Below are 15,590 nucleotides of genomic sequence, written 5' to 3' on the forward strand. Positions count from 1 at the left end.
CCGGTCAGGTTTGACGGGCGGCAGGCTGCGATGCGGCCTGGGCCGGCGCTGGGCGCTCGATGGGCTTCACCGGGGTGTCGGGTGCGAACTGCGCGGCGTTGTCGACGATCACGCGCTCGCCGCCGGCGAGGCCGCGCGTGATGCGCCAGTCGCGGCCGTTCATCTGGTCCGCGACGACCTCGACGTCCTTCACCTTGCCGTTCGCGCCCACCACGCGCACCGACGTGCGATCGGCCGTGCGCACCAGCGCATCGCGCGGCACGAGGATCGCGCGCTGGTCGACGGCCGCATCGAGCGCGATCCGCACGTAAGCGCCCGGCAGCAGTTCGCGCTCCGGATTCGGGAACAGCGCGCGCATCGCGACCGTGTCGGTGGTCGGATCGACCGCGAGATCCCTGAACAGCAGCTTGCCCTTCAGCGGATACGCGCTGCCGTCGGCGCGCAACAGCGTCACCGTCACGTCGTGCTGCGCGATCCCCGTCGCACGCCCGCTTTTTACCGCGCGACGCAGCGCGTCGACGTCGGCCGCCGGCTGCGAAAAGTTCACGTAGATCGGATCGAGCTGCTCGACCGTCGTGAGCGGGGTCGCCTGATCCTGGCCGACCAGCGCGCCTTCGGTGACCAGCGCGCGCCGCGCGCGGCCCGAAATCGGCGCGGTGACGGTCGCATAGTCGAGCTGCAACTGCGCGCGGGCGAGTTCGGCCTTCGCCGAAGCGACGTCGGCCTTCGCCCGCGTATCGTCGGCGATGGCCTCCGTGTGATCGCGCTCGCTGACCGCGCGGTCGCGCACCAGGTCGTCGTAGCGGCGGCGCTTGTCGCTCGCCGCGAGCGCCGCGGCCTGCGCCTTCGCGAGCGCGCCCTGCGCGGCGTCGCGTGCAGCCGTGAGCGGCGCGGGATCGATGCGGAACAGCACCGCACCCTGCTTCACTTCCTGCCCTTCCTCGTAAGTGCGCGCGGTGACGATGCCCGCGACCCGCGCGCGCACTTCCGCCTGCCGATACGCGTCGAGCCGGCCCGGCAGCTCGATGGTCATCGGCACGGCCGTCGGACGCACCGTGACGACGGTCGCCTTTTGCAGCGTGTCGGGCGCCTTGTCCGGCTCGCCCTTTCCGCATCCGGCCACGGCGAGCAGTGTCGCGAGCGCGAACGGCGCCAGCTGCAGGCGCCACAGGGTGCGTTTGTTGTTCATGTTCTGACCTCGGATCGTTCGCCGCCGATACAATGCGGCGGCTCAGGGTGGCCGATTATAATCAGTCACGACTGATTAAATATGGTCGTTTGCAACCGGATCGTCAGACTGTCTCAATAAAACGACAGCGAACTGTAAGGAAATTCACGCCATGGCCCGCAAGACCCGGGAAGAATCGCTCGCCATCAAGCACCGGATCCTCGATGCCGCCGAACTCGTGCTGCTCGAAAAAGGCGTGGCGCAAACCGCGATGGCCGATCTCGCCGAGGCGGCCGGGATGTCGCGGGGCGCCGTGTACGGCCATTACCGCAACAAGATGGAAGTGTGTCTCGCGATGTGCGACCGCGCGTTCGCGCGCACGTCCGAAGGTTTCGACGCGGTGGACAGCCTGCCCGCGTTCGCGACGCTGCGCCGCGCGGCGTCGCACTACCTGCGGCAATGTGGTGAGCCGGGCGCGATGCAGCGCGTGCTGGTGATCCTCTATACGAAGTGCGAACAGAGCGAGGAGAACGGCGCGCTGCAGCGGCGCCGCATGTTGCTCGAACTGCAGATGCTGCGCATTGCGAAGGCGCTCTTGCGGCGTGCGATCGCCTCCGGCGAACTGGCAGCCGATCTCGACGTCCATCTCGCGGCCGTCTATCTCGTGTCGCTGCTCGAAGGCGTGTTCGCGTCGATGATCTGGACCAACCGGCTGCGCGGCAATCGATGGACCGACGCGGAGGCGATGCTCGACGCCGGTTTCGACGCCGTCAGAACATCCGGGGCCCTCCGCGTGCGCGCGCAAAAATTGCCTGACGGACGAAACACCGCGCAATAAATGCGGATTTAACCCGATTTACCGCAGTGCGAAACGATTGAGCCGACCCTCTTTAAAATTTTTAACGTTTCGCGGAACATCGGTAGACTGACGCTGTCATCTTTCTTTAGCGTCTTCGTGATACCGGGTTCGACCCGGAAATTCACGCCGCCGTTCGAAGCGGGCCCGCCCGCAAGTTGGGTCGAACGGGAACGATACAGGCCCCTGGCGGGGCCTGTTTTGTTGCACGCCCGTCGCCTGCCCCCGTCGTCACCCGACGGATGGACCGCCGACGGTCCCTGCCCACACCTCTTTGAACCGCTTTCCTGGATGTGGACACCTTTGGTCAAGCCTGCCGCAACCCCTGATGCTTTCGCGCCCGGCCGCGCGCAGCGCCTCGTGCGCGCGCTCGTGCCGGCCGCCGTGCTCGGCGCCCTTGCCGCCTTCGGTCTCGCCGCCGCGCTGCCTGCCGTTTCGCAACTTCCGGGCGCCGTCGACACCGGCACCGCGGCGCTGCCGCAGCGCGTGCTGTCCGACACGCCGTTTCCCACCGCACAGCATTTCGTGACGAGCGAACTCGTACGCACGCTCGGCGAGCGCAACGAATTCGACGAACGCAGCAACCGCAGCGCACAGCCCGGCCTGTTCGCGCCGCTCAGCGCACACCGCAACGACATGCTCGGCTATACGAGCCTGTTCCAGTACGCGGCGCCCGAAAGCGCGCACGGGATGCGCGCGGGCGACATCGAACTCACGCTGTCCGATACGCTGAATCGCCTGGACGTGCCGCCCGAAGTGCGCATCCAGCTCGGCGATCTCGTCAGCGGCAAGGTCGCGATGCGCGCGAGTGCGCAGCGCGGCGACTACTACCGCGTCGCATACGACACGAACAACGGCACGCCGCATCTCAGCGCGGTCGAGCTGCGGGTCGCGGGCCGCACGTTCGGCGCGATCTGGTTCCGCGCGCCGGGCGCCGATCATGGTGCGTACTACGCCCTCGATGGCACGCCGCTCGAAGCGGCGGCATTCACGATGCCGGTCAAGTGGACGCGCATCAGTTCGTTCTTCGGCGAGCGCATCCATCCGCTGTCGCAGGCAATGGCGTTCCATACGGGCGTCGATCTCGCCGCGCCGTCGGGCACGCCCGTCACCGCGGCAGCCGACGGTGTCGTGTCGTTCGTCGGCACCGATCCGGGCGGCTACGGCCGCTACGTGATCGTCGATCACGCGGATGGCTATTCGACGTACTACGCGCACCTGTCCGCGTACGCGCGCGGGCTGAAAGTCGGCGAAACCGTCAAGCAGGGGCAGCGCATCGGCTCGGTCGGGATGACGGGCGCGGCCACCGGCCCGCACCTGCACTTCGAAGTGCGCGTCGCGAACGATCCGGTCGATCCGCTCGTCACGCTTGCGAGCGCGCAGACGGGGCTGTCCGACATGCAGCTCACCGCATTCCGTCAGGAGGCCGCGCAATGGCGCTTCCGCCTGGCATCGATCAGCACGGCGCCGTTCGCATTCGCGCAAAGCGACGGCCCGCTGTGGGGCGACTTCGCGACCGGCCCGTCCACGCTGCGTGCGGTGTTCGATACGCACTACAGCGCGTCCTGACGCGCACGCGAACGCGGTCCGCCGATATTTACGCGACGAAGCCGCCAAGCATCGCAGCACACCGATGGCCGTCGCCGCTCGGTGCAGCGGCGACGTGGCGGCGTTCCCGCCTCATCGCCGCAAATCCGCCGCGTGAATCGCACGCGGCACGCCGTCACCGCGCGGGTTCGGTGCGTTCGCGCGTCGCCTGCGCGATGCGCGCCTCACGCGGACGGCGCGACAGCAACCATCGCGCCGCGCCGTCGAGCGACGTGCACAGCACCAGGTAGATCGCCGCGACGAACAGAAAGACCGGGGCCGGATACACCATCAATCTGTTGTTCACCTGTGTCGCGACGAACGACAGTTCGGGCACCCCGACGATATACGCGAGCGACGTGTCCTTCACCAGCGCGACCCACTGGTTGACGAACGACGGCGTCATGATCCGTATCGCCTGCGGCAGCAGCACGTAGCGCACCGTCTGCCAGCGCGTGAGCCCGAGCGACAATCCCGCCTGCCGCTGTCCGTCGCCGGCTGCGACGATACCCGCGTGCACCGCGTGCGCGAGATACGCGCCGCCGACCAGCGCGAGCGCGCACACGACCGTCGCGAGGCCCGGCACGTCCATGTGCAGCAGCATCGGCATCAGGAAGTACGTCCAGAAGACGAGCATCAGCACCGGAATCGCGCGGAAGAAACCGACGAACGCGAGCAGCAGCACGCGTGACGGCCCGCGCGCGAGCGCCATCGCGACGCCGAGCGCCACGCCGAGCACCGCCGAAGCGACGGCCGACGCGATCGCGAGCACGAGCGACAGCGCAGCGCCGCCGAGCGGGCCGTCCGGAAACGGACCGACCAGCAGGTACGGAACGTTGGAGAGCAGCAGTGCGAAGTCCATCGTCAACGCCCTGCCCCGAGCCGGTCGCGCCATTGTGTCGCCGTATACGCGCCGGCCTCGATCGCGGCTACCGCCGCAACGTACAGCACGGTCGCCACGCCGAACGCGGCGAACGTCTTGAACGTCTCGGTCTCGACCTGCCGCGACGCATACGACAGCTCGGCGACGCCAATCGCCATCGCGAGCGACGAGTTCTTCACGAGGTTCATGTATTGGCCGAACAGCGGCGGCAGCGCAATGCGAACGGCCTGCGGCAGCACCACGTAGCGCAGTGACTGCAGCGGCGTGAGCCCGAGCGCCGCGGCCGCATCATGCTGCGCGCGGCGCACGCCGCGCAGCCCGGCTTCGCATTCCTCGGCGACGAACGCCGCCGTATATGCGCTCAGCCCGACCCAGCCCGCGACGAATTCGAACGACGGCCACGCGAGCGTGAGCAGTCCCGCGCCGAGCTCATGGCGAGCATTCAGCCATGCGATCCATGGATCGGGCAGCAGCGACGCAACGCCGAAATACCAGAACAGCAACTGCACGAGCAGCGGCGTGTTGCGAAACGCGACGATGTAGCCTGCCGCGAGCGTGCGAAGTGTCCGGGCGCGGGCATGCCGCGCGACGGCCAGCAGCAGCCCGCCGACGCTCGCGGCGAGCGCCGATGCCGCCGCGAGGCCGAGCGTCAACAGGAAGCCGTGCCAGAGCCACGACAGATATTTGGGAGCCAACCCGAGCATGCGATGGTGTGGTCGCGCAGTACACGCCGCGAAAAAGGATGTAGAAAGCGCCGCGATCCATGCGCGCCGGCATTGCCGGCGTCCGATCGCGGCGCGCCCGGTATGCGGCTCAGGTCTTGTCGCCGATGCGGAAGATGCGCGTGAGCGGCGTCTTCGTCGTCGGCCCGAACCATGCGTCGTAGATCCGCGCCGCGCGGCCGTTCGCCTCGAGCCCCTTCAGCGTGTCGTTCACGAAGCCGAGCAGCCGCGTTTCGCCCTTCGGCACGCCGACACCCATGTAGTCGTTCGAGATCGTGAACGGAGGAATTTCGTAGTTCTGCTTGTCGGGCACGTTCGCGAGCAGGCCGATCAGTTTCGGCCCGTCCTGCGTGATCGCCTGCACGTTGCCGGCGCGCAGCGCGGCGAACGCGAACGGCGTGTCGTCGTACGCGACGATCGTCGCCTTCGGGAATTTCTCGCGCAGTGTGATCTCGTTCGTCGTGCCCTTGTCCGCACCCACGCGCAGCGTGTTCAACTGGTCCGCCGACTTCAGCACGCCCTTCTTCGCGAGAAACTGCTGGCCCGACGAGAAATACGGAATACTGAAGTCGACCTGCTTCGCGCGCTCGTCGGTGATCGTGAAGTTCGCGAGCACGAGGTCGACCTTGCCCGACGTCAGAAACGGAATGCGGTTCGCGGGGTTCGTCGGCTGCAGCTGCAGCTTCACGCCGAGCTTGTCGGCGAGCGCCTTCGCATAGTCGACGTCGAGGCCGACGATGTGATTGCTTTTCGCGTCGACATAACCGAACGGCGGGTTGCTGTCGAACGTCGCGACGCGCAGCACGCCGGCCTTCTTGATGTCGTCGAGCCGATCCGCGTGCGCAAGCGTGCCTGCGGTGACGAGCGCGGCCCCGACGAGCCACGTGGCGAGTGTGTGGAATTTCATGAGCACGACCTGATTTGTTATGAAGGCCGCCGCGGATCGCGCGGCGGCCGGTTCGAGGAACATCGCGACGCAGTGTGTGTCGCCGCGAAGCCGCTAACGTATCAGCGCGTTCGGCAATTTCGAACCAACAAATGGTGCTTAGCTCTGCGGGTTTCGTGATGACGCGTGCACGGCTGCGGCGCACTCTGCGAACACGCAAAAAAACGCCCGCTGCACGCAGCGGGCGCGAATCCCAGTCAAGGAGGTGTCACACGAACTACGGGCACAGAATAAAAGCATCGTACGCGGCGAACAACGAAGCGATTTCGATATCGATATCGCGGGTCGCGCGATGAGCTTGCACGCGGCGATGCGAACGCGCCGCGCATGAAAAAACGGCGCGCCGCCTGCGTGGCGGAGCGCCGTTTCGGTGCGTCGCACCGGTGCGGGCAGCGTGGCCGCCCAGCCGATCACGGCTCGTGACGCAGATACCCTTCCTTGCTCGGATCCCGCATCCGCCACGACACGATCAGCGAGATCGCGCACAGCGCGGTCACGTACCAGTAGAACGTTTCCTCGCTGCCGATCGACTTGAACCACAGCGCGACGTATTCTGCCGAACCGCCGAAGATCGCGTTCGCGACCGCGTACGACAGGCCGACGCCCATCGCGCGCACTTCGGGCGGGAACATCTCGGCCTTGATGAGGCCGCTGATCGACGTGTAGAAGCTGACGATCGCCAGCGCGACGGTAACGAGCACGAATGCGGCCGTCGGGCTCGTCACGGTCTTCAGCGCGTGCATCAGCGGCACCGTGCCGATCACCGCAAACGTGCCGAACAGGATCATCGACGTGCGGCGGCCGATCTTGTCGGACAGCGCGCCGAACACCGGTTGCATCAGCATGTAGACGAGCAGCGCGACGGTCATCACGTTGCTGGCCGTCTTCGCATGCATGCCGGCGGTGTTGACCAGGTACTTCTGCATGTACGTCGTGAACGTATAGAAGATCAGCGAGCCGCCCGCCGTGAAGCCGACCACCGTGAAGAACGCGCCCTTGTGCTGCCACACGCCGCGGATCGTGCCCGCATCCTTCTTGTCGCGCGACGCGCTCGTCGACGTTTCGTCGAGCGATTTGCGCAGGTACAGCGAGATCAGCGCGGCCGCCGCACCGACGACGAACGGAATGCGCCAGCCCCACGCTTTCAGTTCGCCCGCCGACAGCGTCTGCTGCAGGATCACAAGCACCAGCAGCGCGCACAGCTGCCCGCCGATCAGCGTCACGTACTGGAACGACGCGAAGAAGCCGCGCCGCCCCTTCAGCGCGACTTCACTCATGTAGGTCGCGCTGGTACCGTATTCGCCGCCGACGGACAGCCCCTGGAACAGTCGCGCGACGAGCAGCAGTGCCGGCGCGAGCGCGCCGATCTGCGCATAGGTCGGCAGCACCGCGATCACGAGCGACCCGCCGCACATCATCAGCACCGAGATCATCATCGCCGTGCGCCGGCCGTGGCGGTCGGCGATGCGGCCGAACAGCCAGCCGCCGATCGGACGCATCAGGAAGCCGGCCGCGAACACGCCCGCCGTGTTCAGCAGTTGCGTCGTCGTGTTGCCGCTGGGGAAGAACGCCGGCGCGAAGTACAGCGCGCAAAACGAGTAGATGTAGAAGTCGAACCACTCGACGAGGTTGCCCGACGAGGCGCCGACGATGGCGAACACGCGCCGCCGGGTGTCATGCGCGGACAGCGCAGCTTGGTCGCTCTGGACGTCCATGGGTTGGTCTGTTCCTTTTAGTGCTTTCTGGGCGAGACGGCTCGAGGGCCGCCGCGTGCGGTCGCACGTGGCACCGGTTCCGGCGCACGGCGCTACGGGATTTTAGCGAAATGTAAAGTAACGGGCGCTCCGGGTTCGTCCCGATGTAGAAAAATTTTCTCCGGCAACGCGTTCGTCATATGAAAACGCCAGCGCTGAGGCTGGCGTTTCATGCAAGCTATTCTTCGTCGATCACACGCGCACCTCCGGGGGCACGTACCGGCACTCGTAGCGCTTGCGCACGGTGCCCGCCTCGTCGACGCTCTCCAGGAACACGTCGAACTGCCAGAGCCGCGCCATGTGCTTGAGCACTTCCTCGCTGTCGTTGGACAGATGGCGGTTGTCGGTCATGAAGTGACGCAGCGTGAGGCTGCGGTCGCCGCGCGTGTTCACGGCCCACACCTGGATGTTCGGCTCGCGATGATGGATGTCGTACTGCCGCGACAACGCCTGCCGCACGTACTGGTAACCGGATTCGTCGTGGATCGCCGACACCTCCAGCGAATCGCGCATGTCGTCGTCGAGCACCGAGAACAGTCGCATCTCGCGGATCAGGTTCGGCGACAGGTACTGCGCAATGAAGCTCTCGTCCTTGAAGTTGCGCATCGCATAGTGCATCGCCGGCAGCCACGGCGTGCCCGCGATCTCCGGAAACCACTTGTAGTCTTCCTCCGTCGGCGCTTCGCAAATCCGCCGGATGTCGCTCATCATCGAGAAGCCGAGCGCATACGGGTTAATCCCGCTGTAGTACGGCTTCGTGACGGGCGGCTGATACACCACGTTGCTGTGCGAATGCAGGAACTCCATCATGAAGCCGTCTTCCAGCTTGCCCTGGTTGTACAGCGTATTGAGCAGCGTGTAGTGCCAGAACGTCGCCCAGCCTTCGTTCATCACCTGCGTCTGCCGCTGCGGATAGAAGTACTGGCCGATCTTGCGCACGATGCGGATCACTTCCCGCTCCCACGGCTCGAGCAGCGGCGCATTCTTCTCCGCGAAATACAGCAGGTTCTCCTGCGGCTCCGGCGGATAGCGTTCCTCCTGCTCTTCCGCGAGCTCAGGCTTGCGGCCCGGCAGTGTGCGCCACAGCTCGTTGACCTGCGACTGCAGATACGCCTCGCGTTCGCGGCGCAGCGCAGCCTCTTTCGACAGCGAAGGCTTCTGCGGCCGCTTGTAGCGGTCGACGCCGTAGTTCATCAGCGCATGGCACGAATCGAGCAGTTCCTCGACGCGGTCGAGGCCATAACGCTCCTCGCATTCGGCGACGTAGTTCTTCGCGTACACGAGGTAATCGATGATCGCGTGCGCATCGGTCCACAGCCTGAACAGGTAGTTGCCCTTGAAGAACGAATTGTGTCCGTACGCCGCATGCGCGATCACCAGCGCCTGCATCGTCATCGTGTTCTCTTCCATCAGATACGCGATGCACGGATTCGAGTTGATGACGATTTCGTACGCGAGGCCCATCTGGCCGCGGCGATAGCTTTTCTCGGTCGCGAGGAAATGCTTGCCGAACGACCAGTGGCGATAATTGACCGGCATCCCGACCGACGCATACGCATCCATCATCTGCTCGGCGCTGATCAGTTCGAGCTGGATCGGATAGATGTCGAGTTCGTATTGCTCGGCGACCTGCGCGATGTGCGTGTCGTATTCCTCGAGCAGTTCGAACGTCCAGTCGGACGGACACGGCAACGGCTTGCGTTCGGCAACGTTCATACGCGCTTCCTTTTGCCCGGCGGCGGGCAAGTCGGCGGCCGGCGGCGCCGGTTCGGCCGGGCCGCGTTGCTGCGATGCGGCAGTGCCGGACGTATCGTCGCCGGAAGGGCGCGGCGTGTAGCCGCGCGACTCGTTGTGCAGATGGCGGCTCGTCATGACATTTCCACCTGCTTTTCGAACAATTCGCGAAACACCGGGTAAATATCGGCAGCCGATTCGACTTTCTTCATCGCCAGATGCGGTTGCGACAGCGCGAGCTGCGCGTATTCCAGCCACAGGTTCTGCTCTTCCGGCGCAACCTGGATATACGCGAAGTAGCGCGTCTTGGTGAGGATATCCTCTTCGAGGATTTTGCGACACTTCGGCGAATCGTCAGTCCAGTTGTCGCCGTCGGACGCCTGCGCACCGTAAATGTTCCATTCGGTCGGCGAATAGCGCTCGTTCATCACCTTGCGCATCAGTTCGAGTGCGCTCGACACCACGGTGCCGCCGCTTTCGGTCGAATGGAAGAACGTATCCTCGTCGACTTCCTCCGCGCGCGTGTGGTGCCGGATGAACACGACCTCGATACGCTCGTAGTTGCGCTTCAGGAACAGATACAACAGGATGAAGAAGCGCTTCGCGAGATCCTTGCGCTGCTCGTCCATCGAACCCGACACGTCCATCAGACAGAACATCACGGCCTGGCTCGACGGCTGCGGTTGCTTCACGCGATTGATGTAACGCAGGTCGAACGGATCGATGAACGGAATCCGCCAAATGCGCCCCTTCAGATGATGGATCTCGGCCTCGAGCGTCGCGATTTCCGCGCGGCGGTCTTCCGTGTCGCTCTTCAATGCTTCGAGCTGCGCCTCGAGCTCGCGCAGTTCGTTGACGAGCGGCGAGCCGAGCGCGATGCGCCGGCCGAGCGCGCTTCTGAGCGAACGCACGACGTCGATGTTGTTCGGCGTGCCTTCCGCCGACCAGCCCGCGCGCACGTTTTTCCAGCTCGGCACCGTCAGCAGGTGCGTCTTCACGAGGCGCGGCAGTTCGAGGTCGTCGAAGAAGTACTGCATGAACTCGTCGCGGGACAGTTCGAACACGAAGTCGTCCTGCCCTTCGCCCTCGTTGCTCGCCTGACTGCCGCCGCCACCCGAGCCGCCCTGCGGCCGCGGAATCTTGTCGCCGCGCACGTAGTCCTCGTTGCCGGGGTGCACGTACTCGCGACGGCCGCCCGGCGCGTGCCGGAAATTCGGCTCCGCGATGTCCTTGCGCGGGATCGTGATGCTTTGCGTGCTCTGGATATCCTTGATGCTACGGTCGCGCACCGCGTCGGACACGGCACGACGAATGTAGTTCTTGACGCGACGCAGAAAGCGTTCGCGGTTGGCGATGCTCTTGTTCTTGCCGGCCAGCCTGCGGTCGATGATTTGATGAAGCACTCCCGGTCTCCCGCTCGAAAGTCGATATGCCGGGACGCTCGCCGCACATGCCGTCTGCCGTCATGCGGGCGGCGTCTCTGAAGTCGCCCGTGCGGACGAACCGCACGGGCGCGGTACCGCGCGCGTCATGACGACTTGCGCACGCGCAGGTACCAGTCGCAAAGCAGCCTCACCTGCTTCGGCGTATAGCCCTTCGCGACCATTCGGTTCACAAAGTCCTCATGCTTGCGCTGCTCCTCGGCCGAGCCCTTCGCGTTGAACGAAATGACCGGCAACAGTTCCTCGGTATTCGAGAACATCTTCTTCTCGATCACGACCCGCAACTTCTCGTAGCTCGTCCATACGGGATTCTTCCCGGCATTCGCCGCCCGTGCGCGCAACACGAAGTTCACGATCTCGTTGCGGAAATCCTTCGGATTGCTGATCCCGGCCGGCTTCTCGATCTTCTCCAGCTCCGCGTTCAGCGCGGCGCGATCGAAGCTCTCGCCCGTGTCGTGATCGCGGAATTCCTGGTCCTGGATCCAGAAGTCGGCATACGTGACGTAGCGATCGAAGATGTTCTGCCCGTACTCGGAATACGACTCGAGATACGCGGTCTGGATCTCCTTGCCGATGAACTCCGCGTAGCGCGATGCCAGCACGTCCTTCACGAACGACAGATATTTCTGCTCCGTTTCCGGCGGGAACTGCTCGCGTTCGATCTGCTGTTCGAGCACGTACATCAGATGCACGGGGTTCGCCGCGACTTCGCTCGTATCGAAGTTGAACACGCGCGACAGGATCTTGAACGCGAAGCGCGTCGACACGCCGGTCATCCCTTCGTCAACGCCTGCGTAGTCGCGATATTCCTGGTACGACTTCGCTTTCGGATCGGTGTCCTTGAGGTTTTCGCCGTCATACACCTGCATCTTCGAGAACAGGCTCGAATTCTCCGGCTCGTGCAGGCGCGACAGCACCGAGAACTGCGACATCATCTTCAGCGTGCCCGGCGCGCACACGGCTTCCGCGAGCGATGAATTGCGGATCAGCTTCTCGTAGATCTTGATCTCTTCCGACACGCGCAGGCAGTACGGCACCTTCACGACGAAGATCCGGTCGAGCAGTGCTTCGTTGTTGCGGTTGTTGCGGAACGCCTTCCACTCCGACTCGTTCGAGTGCGCGAGAATCACGCCGTCGAACGGAATCGCGCCGAATCCTTCGGTGCCCTTGAAGTTGCCCTCCTGCGTTGCAGTGAGCAACGGGTGCAGCACCTTGATCGGCGCCTTGAACATTTCGACGAATTCGAGCAGGCCCTGGTTCGCGAGACACAGGCCGCCCGAGTAGCTGTATGCGTCGGCATCGTCCTGTGCGTACTGCTCGAGCTTGCGAATGTCGACCTTGCCGACGAGCGACGAGATGTCCTGATTGTTTTCGTCGCCAGGCTCCGTCTTGGCGATGCCGATCTGCCGCAGGATCGACGGATAGCGGCGCACCACGCGGAACTGGCGGATGTCGCCGTTGTATTCGTGCAGGCGCTTGACCGCCCACGGACTCAGGATGCTCTTCAGGTAACGGCGCGGAATGCCGTACTGCTCTTCGAGGATCGGGCCGTCTTCGTCGTAGTCGAACAGCCCGAGCGGCGATTCGTTGACGGGCGAACCCTTCAGCGAATAGAACGGCACGCGCTCCATCAGCTGCTTCAGACGCTCGGCGATCGACGACTTGCCGCCGCCGACCGGGCCGAGCAGGTAGAGGATCTGCTTCTTCTCTTCGAGCCCTTGCGCAGCGTGGCGGAAATACGCGACCACCTGCTCGATCACTTCCTCCATTCCGTAGAACTCACGGAACGCCGGATAGACCTTGATGACCTTGTTCGCGAAGATCCGCGACAGGCGCGGGTCGTTGCGGGTATCGATTTGTTCCGGTTCCCCGATTGCAGCCAGCATGCGTTCGCCAGCCGTGGCGTACGCTGACGGATCGTTCTTGCAGAGCGCGAGATACTCCTCCAGCGAGAACTCTTCCTCTCGCGTTTTTTCGAAGCGGTTCGCGAAGCTGCTGTAAATATCCATGCTACCTCCCTCGCCTGAGTCTGAAGACGTGCCTGCCTTCTATGACTGCGCAGAAGCAAGCGCGTTCGAATTCATCCTAAACCCTTTCTTATTTTTTTTCACGAACTCTTCGTATGAAGTTCGTCATTCTCGACAACCCCGCTTGGACAACGCATTTCGACGCTTTACAATTGTTGCCCCGAGCCGCAGAAACTGCATCCGCCGCGTCTCGTCGAGCATCGAATCGTCTCGTGCGTTGGACACCTCCGGTGTCGCCACCCTCCCTTCTTCCCCCTCTGCATCCCTATACGTTCGAGCGGTCCTCTGCGATGACGCCGCCCGTGCATCGTTACAAATTTTTTTCGCATCTTCCACGATGGCGCGGCACGCGAATGCACAGACGGAACGCGTGACGACGCGCGGCTGTGTCGGCGCGACTGTCACATTCCGCCGGTCGCGAAAACGACGACGCCCGCATGCCGCGGGCGCCGAGCGTTGCCAAATAGGGATAGATGCGCGAGCCTCCGCGAATCAGAACGTCTCCCAGTCGTCGCCGCCAGCGCCGGCCGCAACCGCCGCCTGTGCAGGCGCGGCGGATGTGGCCACGGGTTTGCGAGCAGACGGAGCAATTGCCGTGCGCTGCGCCGCTGCGTCGCGTACGTCGCGCGCATCCCGCTCGTCACGTGCGGGCGCCGGTGCCGGCGCGGCAACCGGCGTGACCGCCGCGCGCGGCTTTTGACGCACCGCAACGGCGGCGGTCGCGCTAGCCGCCGGCCGCACCGCGTCGTCGTCGATCCGGAACACCGACGCCGCCTCGCGCAGGCGTGCCGCCTGTTCGTCGAGTGATTGCGCGGCGGCGGCCGCTTCCTCGACGAGCGCCGCGTTCTGCTGCGTGACTTCGTCCATCTGCGCGACCGCACGCGCGACCTGGTCGATACCGCCGCTCTGTTCTTCGGAAGCCGCCGCGATCTCGCCCATGATGTCGGTCACGCGCTGTACCGCGCTGATCACGTCGCTCATCGTGCGCCCGGCTTCATCGACCAGCGTCGAACCCGTGCGAATACGCTCCACCGACGCGTCGATCAGCGCCTTGATTTCCTTGGCCGCGCTCGACGAGCGCTGCGCGAGGCTGCGCACCTCGCCCGCGACCACCGCGAAACCGCGCCCTTCCTCGCCGGCACGCGCGGCTTCGACGGCCGCGTTCAGCGCCAGAATGTTGGTCTGGAACGCGATTCCCTCGATGATCGCGATGATGTCCGCGATCTTCGCGGAGCTGTCGTTGATCTCGCCCATCGTGCCGACCACCTGGCCGACCACCGTATTACCCTTGTTTGCAATTTCCGACGCATTCGCGGCCAGCGAGCTTGCCTGCCGCGCATTGTCCGCGTTCTGCTTCACGGTGCCCGTCAGCTGTTCCATGCTCGAGGCCGTTTCCTGCAACGCGGCGGCCTGCTCCTCCGTGCGCGACGACAGGTCGATGTTGCCGGCCGCGATCTGCCGCGCCGCGGTCGCAATCGACTCGCTGCCGCCGCGCACCGTGCGCACCGTATCGACGAGCCCGCGCTGCATCCTCGCGAGACCGTCGAGGAGCTGACCCATTTCGTCGCGGCGCTGCACGACGATCGTGCGGCGCAGGTCGCCGGCGGCAATCGCGTCGAAATGCGCGAGCGCGTCCGCGATCGGGCGGCCGATCGCGCGCGTGAGCGTCAGCCACGACAGTGCCGCCGCGACGAAGCCGGCCACCAGCGCGGCGATCGACGCCGCGCGCAGCGTTTCATGCACCGATTCCGCGTGATCGAAGCCCCTCTGCGCATCGCTGAACTGGAAGTTGCGCAGCGCTTCGCTCGCGTTCGCGAGCTCGTTGTACAACACCTGGAGCTGCTTCGCGCCTTCGCCGATCCGGTCGTGGTCGCCCGCCGTGACGAGGCTGCCGAACGCGTCGCAGCTGCGCTGCAGCGCCTGCCGCTTCGCGGCGACGTCCTGCGCGAGCCGGTCTTCCTCCGGGCCGCGCGGCAACGCGAGGTACTTTTGCCACCACGCATCGGACTGCGTGCGCATCGCGCGGCTGCGCTCCACTGCCGCGGCGGAGTCCGGCGTACCCGCCAGCAGCGCCGCACGGTCGAGCGCCAGACGCTCGCGCGCAGCATACGTGTCCGCAACGGCTACGTTGACCGCGCTCGGCATCTGGTTCGTGAAGATTTCGCGCGTCGAGTCGTTCGCCGTCGTCATCCCGTAAATGCCGAGTATGCCGATCGCCGCCAGCAGCACCGCGAGAAACGCCATCGTCAGACCGATGCGCGCACGTATGGTCAGGTTTCGGATCACCATCATTCTTCCTGTGTTGCGTCGTCAAGGACGGGCGAGGCCCGTTTTCGAAACAGTGTTTCGCTCTGACTCATTTACGACCGTCTGTTGCGCAACTTGATGGTATTGACAGCAATTTTCCCCGCAATTCCTTAGTTCATTACGAATTCTTGAATGATGGGGACGATACAACGCACGCCTGCGCG

The 15,590-nt window shown here is 64.8% G+C and carries 11 protein-coding genes; 2 read left to right on the plus strand and 9 right to left on the minus strand.

The genetic code is table 11. From position 1 onward, the window contains the following. Positions 1-4 precede the first annotated feature (4 nt). Positions 5-1,189 carry a MexX/AxyX family multidrug efflux RND transporter periplasmic adaptor subunit gene (locus KDW55_RS12385; RefSeq protein ID WP_040144156.1) on the minus strand — a complete coding sequence of 395 codons (1,185 nt, stop codon included), beginning with the start codon at positions 1,187-1,189 and terminating at the stop codon, positions 5-7. A 151-nt stretch (positions 1,190-1,340) separates the two neighbouring features. Between KDW55_RS12385 and KDW55_RS12390 the strand changes: the two genes are divergently transcribed. Both KDW55_RS12390 and KDW55_RS12395 read left to right on the plus strand, forming a co-directional pair. After that, on the plus strand, positions 1,341-2,006 hold the full coding sequence (locus KDW55_RS12390; RefSeq protein ID WP_212148643.1) for a TetR family transcriptional regulator: 666 nt from the start codon (positions 1,341-1,343) through the stop codon (positions 2,004-2,006). 309 nt (positions 2,007-2,315) lie between these two features. Continuing rightward, positions 2,316-3,593 carry a M23 family metallopeptidase gene (locus tag KDW55_RS12395; RefSeq protein WP_059544167.1) on the plus strand — a complete coding sequence of 426 codons (1,278 nt, stop codon included), beginning with the start codon at positions 2,316-2,318 and terminating at the stop codon, positions 3,591-3,593. 154 nt (positions 3,594-3,747) lie between these two features. Here KDW55_RS12395 and KDW55_RS12400 read toward each other — a convergent pair whose 3' ends face one another. The 8 genes from KDW55_RS12400 to KDW55_RS12435 form a co-directional block, all read right to left on the minus strand. Continuing rightward, positions 3,748-4,473 carry an amino acid ABC transporter permease gene (locus KDW55_RS12400; protein WP_212160645.1) on the minus strand — a complete coding sequence of 242 codons (726 nt, stop codon included), beginning with the start codon at positions 4,471-4,473 and terminating at the stop codon, positions 3,748-3,750. A 2-nt stretch (positions 4,474-4,475) separates the two neighbouring features. Next, positions 4,476-5,198, minus strand: a complete 723-nt coding sequence (locus KDW55_RS12405) for an amino acid ABC transporter permease (protein ID WP_212160646.1) — start codon at positions 5,196-5,198, stop codon at positions 4,476-4,478. Positions 5,199-5,307: 109 nt separating this feature from the next. Next, positions 5,308-6,123 (minus strand): ABC transporter substrate-binding protein, encoded by an 816-nt coding sequence (locus tag KDW55_RS12410; RefSeq protein ID WP_040144943.1) that lies wholly within the window; start codon positions 6,121-6,123, stop codon positions 5,308-5,310. Between the two features lie 449 nt (positions 6,124-6,572). After that, positions 6,573-7,877, minus strand: a complete 1,305-nt coding sequence (locus KDW55_RS12415; protein WP_040144151.1) for an MFS family transporter — start codon at positions 7,875-7,877, stop codon at positions 6,573-6,575. A gap of 231 nt (positions 7,878-8,108) precedes the next feature. After that, complete coding sequence (locus tag KDW55_RS12420; RefSeq protein ID WP_040144150.1) at positions 8,109-9,788, minus strand: SpoVR family protein; 1,680 nt, start codon at positions 9,786-9,788, stop codon at positions 8,109-8,111. Beyond that, entirely contained in the window at positions 9,785-11,053 is a 1,269-nt protein-coding gene (locus KDW55_RS12425) for a YeaH/YhbH family protein (RefSeq protein ID WP_040144149.1), read from the minus strand. Before KDW55_RS12425 ends, KDW55_RS12420 begins: the two co-directional genes overlap by 4 nt. Positions 11,054-11,178: 125 nt before the next feature. Further along, positions 11,179-13,101, minus strand: a complete 1,923-nt coding sequence (locus KDW55_RS12430; RefSeq protein WP_040144148.1) for a PrkA family serine protein kinase — start codon at positions 13,099-13,101, stop codon at positions 11,179-11,181. 510 nt (positions 13,102-13,611) lie between these two features. Beyond that, positions 13,612-15,408: a methyl-accepting chemotaxis protein gene (locus tag KDW55_RS12435; protein WP_069241371.1), complete on the minus strand. Its 1,797-nt coding sequence runs from the start codon at positions 15,406-15,408 to the stop codon at positions 13,612-13,614. Between the last annotated feature and the right edge of the window lie 182 nt (positions 15,409-15,590).

Source organism: Burkholderia sp. AU19243 (assembly GCF_018148075.1).
GTDB classification, from domain to species: domain Bacteria; phylum Pseudomonadota; class Gammaproteobacteria; order Burkholderiales; family Burkholderiaceae; genus Burkholderia; species Burkholderia latens_A.

Excerpts from the sequence above, each read along its gene's own strand:
- KDW55_RS12385 (WP_040144156.1), bottom strand. The coding sequence starts at position 1,189 with ATGAACAACAAACGCACCCTGTGGCGCCTGCAGCTGGCGCCGTTCGCG.
- KDW55_RS12415 (WP_040144151.1), bottom strand. The coding sequence starts at position 7,877 with ATGGACGTCCAGAGCGACCAAGCTGCGCTGTCCGCGCATGACACCCGG.
- KDW55_RS12390 (WP_212148643.1), top strand. The coding sequence starts at position 1,341 with ATGGCCCGCAAGACCCGGGAAGAATCGCTCGCCATCAAGCACCGGATC.
- KDW55_RS12405 (WP_212160646.1), bottom strand. The coding sequence starts at position 5,198 with ATGCTCGGGTTGGCTCCCAAATATCTGTCGTGGCTCTGGCACGGCTTC.
- KDW55_RS12400 (WP_212160645.1), bottom strand. The coding sequence starts at position 4,473 with ATGGACTTCGCACTGCTGCTCTCCAACGTTCCGTACCTGCTGGTCGGT.
- KDW55_RS12435 (WP_069241371.1), bottom strand. The coding sequence starts at position 15,408 with ATGGTGATCCGAAACCTGACCATACGTGCGCGCATCGGTCTGACGATG.
- KDW55_RS12410 (WP_040144943.1), bottom strand. The coding sequence starts at position 6,123 with ATGAAATTCCACACACTCGCCACGTGGCTCGTCGGGGCCGCGCTCGTC.
- KDW55_RS12395 (WP_059544167.1), top strand. The coding sequence starts at position 2,316 with ATGTGGACACCTTTGGTCAAGCCTGCCGCAACCCCTGATGCTTTCGCG.
- KDW55_RS12430 (WP_040144148.1), bottom strand. The coding sequence starts at position 13,101 with ATGGATATTTACAGCAGCTTCGCGAACCGCTTCGAAAAAACGCGAGAG.
- KDW55_RS12420 (WP_040144150.1), bottom strand. The coding sequence starts at position 9,788 with ATGACGAGCCGCCATCTGCACAACGAGTCGCGCGGCTACACGCCGCGC.